At 70.0% G+C, this 14,758-nt stretch carries 12 protein-coding genes; 4 read left to right on the top strand and 8 right to left on the bottom strand.

The features are described from left to right. Position 1 precedes the first annotated feature (1 nt). The 6 genes from ACLBXX_RS16620 to ACLBXX_RS16595 form a co-directional block, all read right to left on the bottom strand. Entirely contained in the window at positions 2-1,912 is a 1,911-nt protein-coding gene (locus ACLBXX_RS16620; protein ID WP_447658944.1) for a fibronectin type III domain-containing protein, read from the bottom strand. Between the two features lie 268 nt (positions 1,913-2,180). After that, positions 2,181-2,987, bottom strand: coding sequence for an SURF1 family protein (locus ACLBXX_RS16615; RefSeq protein ID WP_447658960.1), 807 nt, complete (start codon positions 2,985-2,987; stop codon positions 2,181-2,183). 80 nt (positions 2,988-3,067) lie between these two features. Continuing rightward, the gene (locus tag ACLBXX_RS16610) at positions 3,068-4,186 is read right to left on the bottom strand and encodes a GuaB3 family IMP dehydrogenase-related protein (RefSeq protein ID WP_387145253.1); all 1,119 of its coding nucleotides are present in this window, start codon (positions 4,184-4,186) and stop codon (positions 3,068-3,070) included. A 47-nt stretch (positions 4,187-4,233) separates the two neighbouring features. Further along, entirely contained in the window at positions 4,234-5,922 is a 1,689-nt protein-coding gene (locus ACLBXX_RS16605) for an ABC-F family ATP-binding cassette domain-containing protein (protein ID WP_447658943.1), read from the bottom strand. Positions 5,923-5,988: 66 nt separating this feature from the next. After that, on the bottom strand, positions 5,989-6,273 hold the full coding sequence (locus ACLBXX_RS16600) for a DUF2277 domain-containing protein (protein WP_045297069.1): 285 nt from the start codon (positions 6,271-6,273) through the stop codon (positions 5,989-5,991). 60 nt (positions 6,274-6,333) lie between these two features. Then, positions 6,334-6,987: a TetR/AcrR family transcriptional regulator gene (locus tag ACLBXX_RS16595; protein WP_447658942.1), complete on the bottom strand. Its 654-nt coding sequence runs from the start codon at positions 6,985-6,987 to the stop codon at positions 6,334-6,336. A gap of 96 nt (positions 6,988-7,083) precedes the next feature. Between ACLBXX_RS16595 and ACLBXX_RS16590 the strand changes: the two genes are divergently transcribed. Next, complete coding sequence (locus tag ACLBXX_RS16590) at positions 7,084-8,559, top strand: MFS transporter (RefSeq protein WP_447658941.1); 1,476 nt, start codon at positions 7,084-7,086, stop codon at positions 8,557-8,559. 50 nt (positions 8,560-8,609) lie between these two features. Here the strand turns inward: ACLBXX_RS16590 and ACLBXX_RS16585 are convergent, their stop codons facing one another. Next, entirely contained in the window at positions 8,610-9,233 is a 624-nt protein-coding gene (locus ACLBXX_RS16585; protein WP_447658940.1) for a TMEM175 family protein, read from the bottom strand. Positions 9,234-9,343: 110 nt separating this feature from the next. Between ACLBXX_RS16585 and ACLBXX_RS16580 the strand changes: the two genes are divergently transcribed. Continuing rightward, positions 9,344-10,489, top strand: coding sequence for an FAD-dependent oxidoreductase (locus ACLBXX_RS16580; RefSeq protein ID WP_447658939.1), 1,146 nt, complete (start codon positions 9,344-9,346; stop codon positions 10,487-10,489). A 75-nt stretch (positions 10,490-10,564) separates the two neighbouring features. Here ACLBXX_RS16580 and guaB read toward each other — a convergent pair whose 3' ends face one another. Further along, positions 10,565-12,067 carry an IMP dehydrogenase gene (guaB, locus tag ACLBXX_RS16575; RefSeq protein ID WP_310288600.1) on the bottom strand — a complete coding sequence of 501 codons (1,503 nt, stop codon included), beginning with the start codon at positions 12,065-12,067 and terminating at the stop codon, positions 10,565-10,567. Positions 12,068-12,437: 370 nt separating this feature from the next. On the opposite strand from guaB, the gene ACLBXX_RS16570 reads away from it, so the two are divergent. After that, positions 12,438-13,721 carry an ABC transporter permease subunit gene (locus ACLBXX_RS16570; protein WP_447658959.1) on the top strand — a complete coding sequence of 428 codons (1,284 nt, stop codon included), beginning with the start codon at positions 12,438-12,440 and terminating at the stop codon, positions 13,719-13,721. A 2-nt stretch (positions 13,722-13,723) separates the two neighbouring features. After that, a complete protein-coding gene (locus ACLBXX_RS16565; RefSeq protein WP_447658938.1) occupies positions 13,724-14,731 on the top strand; it encodes a branched-chain amino acid ABC transporter permease in 1,008 nt (335 codons plus the stop codon). Positions 14,732-14,758: the final 27 nt, after the last annotated feature.

The raw sequence follows: 14,758 nt of genomic DNA, 5'->3' as shown, positions 1-14,758 counted from the left end.
CTCAGGAGGCCTTTCGGTTGCGGAGGACGGTGCGGGTGATGAGGACGCCGCCGCCGGCGGCGAGGAGGCCGCCGAGTGCGATGAGCGCGATCGGCAGTTCCGTGCCGGTGGTGGCGAGCTGGGCCGCGCCGCTTCCCGCCGGGCGGGTCACGATGATGTCGACGCTCACGGTGCGGTCGGACTCGAGTCCCGTCAGCACGATCGTGTGCTCGCCCGGAGTCGTGTCCTGCGGGATCGTCACGGTCGCAGCGACCGCACCCGCGTCGGTCGCGGTGGAGAGCGCGAGGGTGACCGGCGTCGAGTGCAACTCGATCGAGACGCGCTCGTCGGCGAGGAACCCGGTCGCGGTGAGCGTCAGGGTGTCCCCGGGTGCGACGGTGGTGTCACTCAGCGTGAGCGTGGGCTGATCGGGGTCCGTCGGGTCCGTCGGGTCCGTCGGGTCGGTGGGATCCGTCGGGTCCGTCGGGTCGGTGGGGTCGGTCGGGTCCGTCGGCAGCGCCGGCGGGGCGACGCCGTCGCGGCTCGAACCGGGGCCGCCGGCCCACAGCGTGTCGTCCGTGACGAGCTTGTCGCCGCCTGGGCCCCTGGTGATCGTGAACGCGTCGAACAGTGCGCCGTCGACCGTACGCGCTTCGACGTGCATGCGGCCGTCGTCGGTCACATCGACCGTCTGGAACAGCTGGACGTCGCGCCCCATGACCCGCAGGTCGGCGCCGTTGCTGGTCCAGTTGTTGTCGCCTTCGGGATCGGGAACGTACATCTTCGGTCCCGCGACGCTGACGAGGTAGACCGGTCCGGTGTGACTGGTCGCCGGGTCGGCGCCGTCCGGGAGGTTCTCCTCGTTCGCGACGAGGTTGCCGCGACCGTAGGCGTGGTCGTGGCCCTGAACGACGAGGTCGACGTCGTACTCCTCGAAGACCGGAAGCCACGACTCGCGCAGCTGCGCGTTGTCGCGGCCGCTGGTGACCGAGAACACCGGGTGGTGGAAGCTGACCACCGTCCACGGGTTCGGGTTGTCGGCGAGCACCTGCTCGAGCCACGCGGTCTGCGCTGCGCGCGACTGTGTGCCCATGGCCTGCGTACTGTCGAGGCTGATGAATCGCACGCCCTGGTAGTCGGTGTAGTACACCGTCTCGGCGAGGGTCGGCTGGTCGGCCGGGCCGTTCTTCGGGTACTCGAACTGCGCACCCCAGTACCGCGAGAGGTCGGGGCCGGGGTAGTACTCGTGGTTGCCCGTCGACGCGATCACGTTGAGGTACTGGTTCGAGAACGCGGCGGCCTCATGCCATTCACCCCACTCGGCGTCGCTCGTCTCGGTGTCGATCAGATCGCCGGCGTGCACGACGGCACGCGCGTACGGCCGCGCCTCGAACGCCGCGCGGAAGGCGCGCGACGTGTACGCCTTGTTGTCGTTCTGGGCGTCGCCCTGCACCAGGAAGCTGAAACCGCCCACCGCGTCGGCGGCGGTCGTGAACTCGAGCCATTCGCTCCACGTCTCGCCATCGCCCACGCGGTAGACGTAGGTGGTGTCGGCGGCGAGTCCTTCGATGGTCGCGGAGTGGTGCGCGATCTTGTAGCCGAGGTTCGCGACGAACTCGGTGTTCGTGGACGCTGCGAGCGTCTGCGCACCGGAGACCAGGCTCGGGCCGCTCAGCGCCCACTGCACCTGCGGCGACGTCACCGCCTCCGACGTCCGCCACGTGACCGACTGGCTGGTCGTGGGCGTGGTCGTCGGCGTCAGGATGACCCGGTCGGGCACGGCGGTGGGCTTGTGGACGGTCGCGGGGGTGACGGCAGGCGGTGCGAGGCCGCCACCTGCTGCGACGGCCACACCTCCACCCATCGTGCTGAGACCCACGGCCACGGCAAGGGCACCTGCCGTGATCAGTGCGGGGCGAGCGTTTCGGGGCACGCGTGATCACCTCTCGAAGGAGCCGGCAGGCCGGCTCGGTCGGCGCGCAAGGCGCAGGCCCGCCATATGGCGGGCCCGAGGCGAGTCTTGCGAAGCGGCGAGCCCGAATCCGGGCGGTTCCCCGGCTCTTCCCCGAGTGTTCACCCGCGCGCGAAACATTCACGCGGATGAATCTCGCGGGGCCCTCGGCGCTTCTCCGTCCCGTCGGATTCCGTTCACCTGAAGCCGTGAGGATTCCCCTCGCAGCCACGGAATTGTTGGTCCGGGTTCAGGATGTCGCGGGCTCGGGGTCGCCTTCCGGCTCGCGGCGGTCGTCCTCGAAGTCCTCGACCTCCTTCTCCCACGCGTCCTTCGCGAGGCGGTACCAGAGGTAGAAGGCGAAGCCGGCGAACACGGCCCACTCGACCGCGTAGAAGATGTTGAGCCAGTTGATCCCCGAGCCCTCCACCGGTGCCGGCGACGAGATCGCATCGAGCCCGGCGACGGCATCCACGGAGGCGATGTACGGGCGGTACACGAAGAGCGCATCGGTGTCGTGCCACTGACCGAGCAGGGCCGCGGGCGACATGCGCGTCAGCGTCTGCGGGTCCGCACCACGAGGCGGGAGCAGCGGCCCCTCGTCCGAGATCAGGCGTCCTGTCACCTCGACGGTCTCACCGGCGGATGCTGCGTCCTCGAGCTGCTCGATGGCCGCGCGCGCATCCTCTTCGGTGGCCGCCCACCCGAGCGCCACGGCGACCGAGGTCGGGCCGACCGTCGCGCTCACGTCGGGGTCGATGCGCAGCTGCCCGGTCACCCAGTAGCCCTCGGCGCCGTCGTTGTAGCGCGACTCGACGACGATGAAGTCCTCGGGGACCCAACTTCCGCGGGTCTCCACGCGCTGGCCGACGAGCGGCTCCGGCAGGTACTCGCCCGGCAGGGCGACGTCGGCCAGGGGCTGCACCTCTTCGGTCGCTCCCGGCGGCACCGGGTTCGTCGTCACCGCACGACCGAGCTGCCACTGCCCCAGCCACGCGAACACGCCCGCGACGACGAGGCAGAGCAGCAGCATCCCGATCCATCGCGGGCGCAGCATCACCTCGCGCAGGGTCGGCGGGAAGGCCTCGGGCGCGAGGTCAGCCGCTCCCGTCGGGTCGGGGTCGGTCATGGCACCCGTCATCCCGCGGCGTACGGCGCGACGACGACCTCGACCCGCTGGAACTCCTTGAGGTCGGAGTACCCGGTCGTGGCCATCGACTTGCGCAGGGCCCCGATGAGGTTCGCGGTGCCATCGGCGACCGGCGCGGGGCCGTAGAGGATCTCCTCGAGCGACGCGACCTGGTCGACCTTCACGCGGCGGCCGCGCGGAAGCTTGGCGTGGTGCGCCTCGGGTCCCCAGTGGAATCCCTGGCCCGGAGCATCCGTCGCGCGCGCGAGCGCCACGCCGAGCATGACGGCGTCGGCGCCCATCGCGATCGCCTTGACGATGTCGCCCGACGTGCCCACGCCGCCGTCCGCGATGACGTGCACGTAGCGGCCGCCCGACTCGTCGAGGTAGTCGCGGCGCGCGCCGGCGACGTCGGCGACCGCGGTCGCCATCGGGGCGTGCAGGCCCAGGGTCGCGCGCGTGGTGGACGCGGCTCCCCCGCCGAAGCCGACGAGAACGCCGGCAGCGCCCGTCCGCATGAGGTGCAGGGCGGCGGTGTACGTCGAGGCGCCGCCCACGATGACGGGGACGTCGAGGTCGTAGATGAACTTCTTGAGGTTCAGCGGCTGGTCGACGCTCGAGACGTGCTCGGCCGAGACCGTGGTGCCGCGGATCACGAAGAGGTCGACACCGGCGGCGACGACCGTCTCGTACAGCTCCTGGGTGCGCTGCGGGGTGAGGGAACCGGCGACCGTGACACCGCCCGCGCGGATCTCGGCGAGGCGATCGCGCACGAGCTCGGGCTTGATGGGCTCGCTGTACAGCTCCTGCATGCGACGGGTCGCGGCGGCCTTCTCCATGCCGGCGATCTCGGCCAGCAGCGGCTCGGGGTCGTCGTAGCGGGTCCACAGGCCCTCGAGGTCGAGGACGCCCAGGCCGCCGAGCTGGCCCAGCATGATCGCCGTGCGGGGGCTGACGACCGAGTCCATCGGGGCACCCAGCACCGGGATGTCGAAGCTGAAGGCGTCGATCGTCCACGTGGTCGAGACGTCTTCGGGGTTGCGCGTGCGCCGCGAGGGCACCACCGCGATGTCGTCGAACGTGTAGGCGCGACGCGCCCGCTTGGCCCGGCCGAGTTCGATGTCCATGCTCACGCGACCAGCCTACCTTCCGGGGTTCTCACGACTCGAAAGCGTCAGCGCGCCCGCGCGACGCGGGACTCGTCCCACACCGGCTCGTTGGACTCGAAGACGCGCCCGTCGGAGCCGAAGACGAGGAACCGGTCGAAGGACTTCGCGAGCCAGCGGTCGTGCGTCACGGCGAGCACCGTGCCCTCGAATCGCGCGAGGGCGTCCTGCAATGCTTCGGCCGAGACGAGGTCGAGGTTGTCGGTCGGCTCGTCGAGCAGCAGCAGGGTCGCGCCCGAGAGCTCGAGCAGCAGGATCTGGAACCGCGCCTGCTGGCCGCCCGACAGGCTGTCGAACGTCTGCTCGGCCTGGGCGACGAGTCCGTACCGGTCGAGCGCGCTCGACGCAGCCTCGCGGGGCAGCCCGGCGCGGGCGTCCTCGCCGCGATGGAGGATGTCGAGCAGCGTCTTGCCGTCGAACTCGGGGTGGCGGTGGGTCTGCGCGAACCATCCCGGCACGACGCGCGCGCCGAGGATCCCGCGCCCCGTGTGCGCCACGGGATCCAGTGCCGCGCCCGTCGTCGTGAGATGCCCGAGGCGCCCGTCGGGGTCGGTGCCGCCGCGGGCGAGCAGCCGAAGGAAGTGCGACTTGCCCGAGCCGTTCGATCCGAGCACCGCGACCCGGTCGCCGAACCACACCTCGAGATCGAACGGCTTCATGAGCCCCGTGAGCTCGAGCTGCTCGGCGACGACCGCGCGCCGGCCCGTGCGCGCGCCGCGCAGGCGCACGTCGAGGTCCTGCTCCCTCGGGCGCTCCTGCGGCGGACCCGCCTCCTCGAACTTCCGCAGCCGCGTCTGAGCCGCGCGATACCGAGACGTGAAGGTGTCATTGGCCGTGGCCTTGACCTTGAGGGTCGCCACGAGCTCTTTGAGCTTGACGTGCTGCTCGTCCCAGCGGCGGCGCAGCTCGTCGAGGCGCAGCATCCGGTCCTCCCGTGCCCGGTGATAGGTGCCGAAGCCGCCGCCGTGGACCCACGCGGTGCTCCCCGCGCCGCCCGCTTCGAGGGTCACGATGCGATCGGCCGCACGGGCCAGCAGCTCGCGGTCGTGCGACACCAGCAGCACCGTCTTCTGCGTCTCACGCAGGCGCTCTTCGAGCCACCGCTTGCCGGGAACGTCGAGGTAGTTGTCGGGCTCGTCGAGCAGCAGCACCTGGTCGGGGCCGCGCAGCAGCGCCTCGAGCGCGAGCCGCTTCTGCTCGCCGCCCGACAGCGTGGTGAGCTCGCGGAACCGTGCACGGGAGAACGGGATGCCGAGTGCCGTCGTGGTGCACGTGTCCCAGACGGTCTCGTACTCGTAGCCGCCGGCTTCGGCGTAGTCGGCGAGCGCTCCGGCGTAGCGCATCTGCGTGTCGAGGTCGTCGTGCTCGATGATCGCCGCCTCGGAGTCCTCGAGCTCGCGCGCAGCGCGACGCACGCGGTCCGGAGCGACGGCGATGAGGAGGTCGTGAACCGTCTGCCCAGCCTCGCCGTGGCCGACGAACTGGTCCATGACGCCGAGGCCGCCGTCGATCGACACGACACCGGAGAGCGCCGGAGTCTCCCCGCGGATGATGCGCAGCAGCGTCGTCTTGCCGGCGCCGTTCTGGCCGATGAGCGCCGTCGTCGACCCCTCGCCCACGCGGAACGAGACCTCGTCGAGCAGCGGGCGCCCGTCCGGCAGCGCGTACGAGACGGCGGCGATGTCGATGTACCCCACGGTGTTCCCTGTCTGCTCCGCGGGACGGGTTCGTCCGATGGGGAGCCGACCAGACTACCCCAGCGCTCAGGCGGCGGGGGCGGCGTACCTGCCCGAGCGGATCGCGCGCTCACGCGCCTTGGCGGCCTCGACCTCGCGGTTCTTGGGCGGCGTCACCGCGACGAGGTCGTCGAGCAGGTGCTGCGTGATGTGCGCGATCTCGTGCACGGCGTGGTCGAAGGCCTCCTGGTTCGCCTTCGAGGGCTTGGTCGTGCCCGCGATCTTGCGCACGTACTGGAGCGCGGCGGCGTGGACCTCGGCGGACGAGGCTGCGGGCTCGAAGTTGTGGAGCGTGTGGATGTTCCGGCACATGCCCCCGACCCTACGCCGCGCCCCCGACGCGGGCCAGGGCGCAGCATCCGTCCCCCGCTTCTACCAGCGGTCGGTGCCGCGCGGGAGGACCTCGAGCACGTGGGGCAGCTCGGTCGGGAAGCACGAGCGGAAGAGCTCGGTGATCTGCGGGTCGGAGCCGTAGTCGTCGACGATGCGCAGGCCGATCATCGTGGAGATGAGCATGCCCTCGGCCATGAACGCGCGCGACTCGTCGGCGTCGAGCCCCATCTCGTCGCGGAAGAACCGCCAGACCTTCGCGAAGCCCTGGCGCGCGGCCGCGCCGATCACCGGATGGCTCCCGAGCAGGTAGGCGTGCGCGAGCGTCTGGTGGAGGCCGCGCACCGCGATGAGGTCGACGTAGGCCTGTCCGATGCGCTTGGCCGCCGCCTTCTCCGGCGTGATGTCGGGGTCGTGCGGGGAGTCGTCGGCGAGCGCCGCCCGGAAGCCGGCGAGCATGCGCGCCAGGGCGTCTTCGATCGCCGCGAGGAACAGGTTCTCCTTCGAGCCGAAGAGTCGCACGACGTACGGCTGACTGACGCCGGCGGCGCGGGCCACCTCATCGGTCGTCGCGCCCTCGTAGCCGCGGGCGCCGAACACGGCGAGCGCGGCCACCAGGATCTGACGGCGCCGCTCCTCGGACGACAGGCGCTTGCCCGTCTCGGCCCGTGCCTCGTCGACTGCCGGAGATGTCATGCCGAAAGGTTATCAGCGAATGACTTGACTTTGTAATCAGTCGATTACTACATTGATCTCCAACAGGTAATCATCCAATTACAACCGGAGCCTTCCATGACCGAATCACCCCTCACCGCGACCCCCCGTCGCACGCGGCCGTTCGCGCTCGTGGTGGCCGCGGCATCCCTCCCGATGTTCATGGCCACGCTCGACAACCTCGTCATGACGAACGCGCTCCCGGTGCTGCACCGCGAGATGGGCGCGAGCGTCGAAGAGCTGCAGTGGTTCGTCAACGCGTACACGCTGGCGTTCGCCGGCGCGATCCTCATCGCCTCGGCGCTCGGCGACCGGTTCGGCCGCCGTACCCTCTTCGCGATCGGCATCGCCGTGTTCGGCGTGGGCTCGGTGCTCGCCGCGCTCAGCACGGATCCGGGTCAGCTCATCGCCGCCCGCGCCGTGCAGGGTCTGGGCGCCGCGGGCGTGATGCCCCTCTCCCTGGCGCTCCTGAGCGGGGCGGTGCCACCGGCCAGGCGCGCCCTCGCGATCGGCATCTGGGGCGGCGTCTCGGGCCTCGGCGTCGCGGTCGGCCCGCTCGTCGGCGGGGCGATCATGGAGGGCTGGGACTGGCAGGCGATCTTCTGGATCAACGTGCCCGTCGCGATCATCGCGATCCCCCTCGCGCTCGTCGTGCTGAACAACGACTTCGGGGCGCGCGCCCGGATCGACATTCCCGGTGCGCTGCTCGCCGCGGCGGGTGTGCTCGCCCTCGTCCACGCGATCGTGCGCGGCAACGACGACGGCTGGGACTCGATCGGGGTCATCGCCGAGATCGTGCTCGGCACGCTGCTCATCGCCGCGTTCCTCTGGTGGCAGACCCGCGCGCAGGCGCCCCTCATGCCGCTGCGCCTCTTCCGCGACCGCTCGTTCTCGATCACCAACATCGTCGGATTCGCGTTCAGCTTCGGCACGTTCGGCGCGGTGTTCATCCTGATCCAGTACCTGCAGGTCGTGCAGGGATCCACGCCCCTCGAAGCCGCGGTGCAGACCACCCCGTGGACGCTCGCGCCCATGATCGTCGCCCCGATCGCCGGCATCCTGGCTCCCCGCGTCGGGACGCGCATCCTGCTGGTGCTCGGTCTCGCCCTGCAGGGCATCGCACTCACGTGGATCGCCGCCGTCATGTCCACCGACCTCGACTACCCGACGCTGATCGCGCCGTTCATCATGGCCGGCGTCGGCATGGCGCTGGTGTTCGCCCCGTCGGCGACGGCGCTGCTCGCGACACTCGGGCTCATCGACCACGCCAAGGCGTCCGGCGTGAACTCCACCGTCCGCGAGCTGGGCGTCGCCCTCGGCACCGCCGTGATGACCGCCATCTTCGTGAGCGCCGGTGGCGAGCTGCTGCCCGACATGTACGTCGACGCGGCCCGCCCCGCGGTCTTCACCGGTGCGGCCGTCCTGTTCGCCGCGACGATCGTGGCGCTGTGGCTCCCCTCCGGCAAGGGGACGACGGATGCTGCGACCCCCGCGGCGGATCAGGCCGAGGCGGCCGGGTCAGAGGTGGCAGAGGCGACGCCCGCCGCCGTCTGAGCGCTCGCGCAGCACCCCGGGACGGAGCATCCGTCCCGGGGTGCTGCGCGTCAGCCGTTCCTTCCGCGCAGGAGTCGCGTGAACGGCCCGTCGAGAGCGAACAGCAGGAATGCGATCGACCCGATCCACGGCGCGAGCACCACGACGAGCGCCGAGATGATGAGAGCGCTCAGCGAGCTGCGCCCGTATGCGATGGCGTCGTCCTTCGTCATGTCGGGGAGCAGCACATCGCGCCGGCGCACCGCCCAGCCCCACTGCAGCCAGCTGAACAGGATCGCGAGGAAGAACGTCACGGGCATCGCGAGCCGGCCCGCGAGCCACTCGGAGTACTCGGTCGTGAGGTTGGTCGCGAACGGCACCAGCACGATGAACAGCAGGCGCGCGTTGTTCAGCCACACCGTCGTCGCATCCACGCGCGCGACGTGCTCGAACTGCTGCACGTGCACCATCCACATGAGGCACAGCAGCACGAAGCTCAGGCCGAAGTTCAGGAACAGCTCGTACATGCCCGCGAGCGCGGCCCACATCTCTGCGTCCGACTCGACCTTGCCGAGCGAGTGCTGGGTGAGGTCGAGCACAAGAAGCGTCGCCGCGATGGCGAAGACCCCGTCGGTGAACGCCTCGAGACGCGTCGTTCGCTGCGTCGCCGCCGGATGCCGCCGCTGCCTGATCATGGCGCCAGGGTAGCGACACTTGCGACGCACGGTGCAGAGCGCCTGCCGTCACACGGGGTCACCGCAGCTTCGCGGCCGCACGTGCTGGGGTTGGATGGAGGAGGAGACGGATGCTGCGCCCCTCGGCATCCGAGACCTGGGAGGCCCGCGTGACCGAGCATGTTCCGTACGTCGTCGTCGGCGCGGGTGCCATGGGGCTGGCGACGACGTGGCAGCTCGCGCGCCGCGGACATCGCGTGGTCGCGCTCGAGCGGTTCGAACGGGGACACACCCGCGGCGCCTCGCACGGCGCCACCCGCAACTTCAACAACGCCTACGGCGCCGCCCACTACCTCGATCTGCTCACGCTGGCGCGCGCCGAGTGGGACCAGCTCTCGCGCGCGACCGGCGAACCGCTGCTGCGCCTGCACGGGCTCGTGACCCACGGCGACGACGCCGTCGTCGCGGAAGTGCACGGCGCGCTCATCGCCCGCGACGAGCGCGCCGAGGTGCTCGCCGCGCACGAGGCGGCCCGGCGCTGGAGCGGAATGCGGTTCACCGGGGACGTGCTGTTCACGCCCGACGCCGGGGTGGTGCGCGCGTCCCCGGCCCTCCAAGCGCTCGAGCAGGACGCGCGAAGCCACGGAGCCGACGTCCGCTTCGGGCACCGCGTGGTCTCGCTCGACGAGCGCGCCGACGGCGTCGCGCTGACGGTCGACGTCGGCGGCGAGCGCCACGACCTCGTGGCCGAGACCGTGGTGGTGACCTCAGGAGCCTGGACTCCCGGCATCCTTCCGGCGTCCTTCCCGCTCCCCCGGCTGACCGTGACCGAGGAGAGCCCCGCGCACTTCGCCCCCATCACGCCGGATGCGCTGTGGCCCTCGTTCAACCATCTCCTGCCGCCCGAGCGGTACCCTGCGAACGTCTACGGCATGCCGACGCCGGGCGAGGGCGTGAAGGTGGGCTTCCACCTCGTCGGCCCTGTGGTCGATCCCGACGCCCGCACCTTCCGCCCGGTCGCCGCGCAGGCCGCGCAGCTGCGCGACTATGTGGCCGAGTGGTTCCCGGGGCTCGACGCCGGCTCGGCCGAGCCCATCAGCTGCACCTACACGTCCACCGACTCGCAGGATTTCCTCCTCGACAGGCGCGGCCGCATCGTGGTCGGCGCCGGCTTCTCCGGCCACGGCTTCAAGTTCACGCCGGCCGTGGGCTCCGTGCTCGCCGACCTCGCGACCGACGACGCCGCCCGGGCCGCGGAGCCCTTCCGCCTCCCCTGACCACGCTCACCGGGAACGACGGATGCCTCGACCCTGCGCAGCGCGCGGGGCCGAGGCATCCGTTTGTGAAGCGGGCTACTTCTTGTAGTTGGGGGCCTCGACGACGATCTGGACGTCGTGCGGGTGCGACTCCTTGAGGCCGGCCGCGGTGATGCGGACGAACTTGCCCTTGGCCTTGAGCTCGTCGATCGTGCGGGCGCCGACGTAGAACATCGACTGGCGCAGACCGCCGACGAGCTGGTAGGCGACGGCCGAGACCGGACCGCGGTAGGCGACCTGGCCCTCGATGCCCTCGGGGATGAGCTTGTCGTCGGTGGGGACGTCTGCCTGGAAGTAGCGGTCCTTCGAGTACGACGTCTTCTTGCCGCGGGTCTGCATCGCACCCAGCGAGCCCATGCCGCGGTACTGCTTGAACTGCTTGCCGCCCTGGAAGACGATCTCACCCGGCGACTCGTCGGTGCCGGCGAGGAGCGAGCCGAGCATGACGGTGTCGGCACCGGCGACGAGCGCCTTGGCGATGTCGCCCGAGTACTGCAGGCCGCCGTCGGCGATCACCGGGATGCCGGCTTCGCGCGCGGCCAGGTAGGCCTCATACACCGCGGTCACCTGCGGCACGCCGACGCCGGCGACGACGCGGGTGGTGCAGATCGAGCCGGGCCCGACGCCGACCTTGACGGCGTCGACGCCCGCGTCGATGAGCGCCTGTGCGCCCTCGCGGGTCGCGACGTTGCCGCCGATGACGTCGATGTGGTCGAAGCTCGCGTCGGCCTTGATCCGGCGGACGATGTCGATGACACCCTGCGACTGGCCGTTGGCGGTGTCGACCACGATGACGTCGACGCCGGCGTCGCGCAGGGCCTCGGCGCGCTGCCAGGCGTCGCCGAAGAAGCCGATGGCGGCACCGACGCGGAGGCGGCCCTGCTCGTCCTTGGTGGCGAGGGGGTACTTCTCGCTCTTGTCGAAGTCCTTGATGGTGATGAGGCCCGCGAGCTTGCCGTGCTCGTCGATGAGCGGGAGCTTCTCGACGCGGTGCTGCGCGAAGAGCGCGATGACCTCGCCGGCGCTGATGCCCACGCGGCCGGTCACCAGGCCGTCGGTGGTCATGACGTCGCGCACCTTGGTGGTCTGACGCTCGAAGCCCGACACGAAGCGCATGTCGCGGTTCGTGACGATGCCCACGAGGTGGTTCTCATCGTCGACGACCGGAAGTCCAGAGATGCGGTACTGCGCGCAGAGCGAGTCGACCTCTTCGATCGTGGTGTCGGGGGTGGTCGTGATGGGGTCGGTGATCATGCCCGACTCGCTCCGCTTGACGCGGTCGACCATCGACGCCTGGTCCTCGATCGCGAGGTTGCGGTGGATGATCCCGAGACCGCCTTCGCGGGCGATCGCGATCGCCATGCGCGACTCCGTCACCGTGTCCATCGCGCTCGAGATGAGCGGCGTCGCGACGGTGATGCGTCGCGTCACCCGGGACGAGGTGTCGGCTTCGCTGGGGATCACGTCGGTGTGGCCGGGCAGCAGCAGCACATCGTCGTAGGTCAGTCCGACGAAGCCGAAGGGGTCGTTGTGCTCCATGGGGGGTCTCCTCGCGCGGGCGCGCGCGTGCTCTGGGGGTGGACGGCGGCGGCCGGTGCGCTCGTGACGCTCCGTACTCGATTCTAAGCGCGCACGGGCGCCGTTTGTTCCCGGGATAACGGCACGCGCGAGCGCGCGCGAGCCGGTGAGCGCTGTCCGGTTGCGATCGGATCACTTATCCACAAGGGACCTTGGGCGAAACAGTGACGACACATTACAGTCGTAGCGTCGTCATCACGGCCGATGCGACCCGAGCTTCGGTGTCCGCGTGGTGTGCCGAACTGGAGGTTCTGTGGGTCCTACGACTGTGACCACGATCAACAGCCGCCGCTGGATCCTCGTGATCTTCGGCCTGCTCTTGGCCGCGGGAATGGTGTTCCTGTCCGCACCCACCGGTGCGCACGCGGACGCCCCCGACACCCCCGGCGGCGACCAGGAGCAGACCGACTTCTACTTCGGCGGCGTGATCAAGTACAACGACGAGCCCGTCGAGGGCGTGACGATGTCGATCGAAGGCAACGGCTTCAAGGCCGAGACCGTCACGGATGCCGAGGGCAAGTGGCGTCTGTACGTGCCGGAGAAAGAGGAGTACGTCCTCACCGTCGACGAGGACACTCTCCCCGACGGCGTGATCGTCGACCCGGCGCAGCTGCCGGAGGGCATCCAGCCCAAACAGGGGACGACGGCGTCGTTCGATGTGAGCTTCGGCCTCACCGGCTCGAAGATCGTCAACCTCTTCCTCGGCGAGGGCGAACGCGTCACCACATCGTTCTGGGACCAGCTCATCGAGCGACTCATGAACGGCATCAACTTCGGCCTGCTGCTCGCGCTCGCGGCCGTCGGCGTCTCGCTCATCTTCGGAACCACGGGCCTCAGCAACTTCGCCCACGGCGAGATGCTGACGTACGGCGCCGTCATGGCGCTGATCTTCGGTGTGTGGCTCAAGGTGCCGATGTACATCACGATCCCGATCGTGATCGTGCTGGGCGCCGTGCTCGGCTGGGCGCTCGACGCCGGCCTCTGGCGCCCGCTGCGGCGGCGCGGTCTCGGTCTCGTGCAACTCATGATCGTGAGCATCGGGCTCTCGCTCGCGGGCCGCTACGTCTTCCAGTTCTTCATCGGCGGCGGCACGTACCAGCTGCCGGGAGCCGGCGCCCCGCGCGACATCGTCATCGGCCCGATCAAGCTGTCGTGGATCGACGTCACCTCGATGGCGATCAGCATCGTCCTGCTCATCGCGGTGGCGTACTGGCTGCTGCGCACCCGCATCGGCAAGGCGACCCGCGCGATCAGCGACAACCCGGGCCTCGCCGCCGCCTCCGGCATCAACGTCGACCGCGTGATCCGCATCGTGTGGATCCTGGCGGCCTCGCTCGCCGCGATCGCCGGCGTGCTGTGGGCGTACTTCCGCCCCGGCGTGAAATGGGACATGGGCGTGCAGGTCCTGCTGCTGATCTTCGCGGCGGTGACCCTCGGCGGGCTCGGAACGGCCTTCGGCGCTCTCATCGGCGCCCTCATCGTCGGCATCCTCGTCGAGATCTCGACGCTGTGGATTCCGCCGGACATGAAGTACGTCGGCGCACTCGCCGTGCTGATCATCATCCTGCTGGTGAGACCCCAGGGCATCTTGGGCCGGAAAGAGAGGCTCGGTTAGTCATGGACTGGGGACAGATCTTCAACAACACCGCCTACTGGGTCTTCAGCCCGGAGACCATCGCGTACGCTCTCGCGGCGACCGGCCTGGCCGTCCAGTTCGGATTCGGCGGCCTGCTGAACTTCGGTATGGCCGGCTTCATGGCCCTCGGCGCCTACGGGTACGCGATCTCGATCCTGAGCTTCGGCTGGCCCTGGTGGGCGGGCATCCTGGTGGGCTGCGTCGCCGCCGTGATCTTCGCGCTCATCCTCGGTATCCCGACGCTGCGTCTGCGAGCCGACTACCTCGCCATCGTGACGATCGCCGCCGCTGAGATCGTGCGTCTGCTGCTCACGACCCAGCTGTTCGACGAGTGGACGAACTCCGCCGACGGTCTCGGCGGCTACCATGCCGGTTTCCGCGGGGCGAATCCGTTCCCGAAGACCGGCGCCGACGGCGAGCCGATCATCTACGGCTTCGGGCCATGGCAGTGGACCGCCGACCAGCTGTGGGTGCGCGTCTTCGGCATCATCCTGCTTGCGATCGCCGTCTACCTCGTGTGGGCCATCATGCGCAGCCCGTGGGGTCGCGTACTGAAGGGCATCCGCGAGGACGAGGACGCCGTCCGCTCGCTCGGAAAGAACGTCTTCTCGTACAAGATGCAGGCGCTCATGATCGGTGGCGTCTTCGGCGCCCTCGGCGGTGTGGTGTTCGCCCTCCCGTCGGCGGTGGTCCCGGCGACGTACACGACGAGCCTCACGTTCTTCATCTGGACGATCCTGCTGCTCGGCGGCGCGGCCACCGTGTTCGGCCCCGTCGTGGGGTCGGTCATCTTCTGGGTGATCATGGGCTTCCTCGACAACGTGCTCCCGGTGCTCGCCCAGTCCGACATCCCGATCATCTCGCTGCTGACCGCACAGCAGGCGGCGACGCTGCGGTTCATCCTCGTCGGCGTCGCGCTCATGCTGATCGTGATCTTCCGCCCGCAGGGCATCTTCGGAAACAAGAGGGAGCTGACCTTTGTCAAGTAACCCGCCCAGCAACCCGCCGGCCGACGA

This window comes from Microbacterium sp. C23T, assembly GCF_053345975.1.
This window is presented reverse-complemented; position numbering and strand designations above follow the sequence as displayed.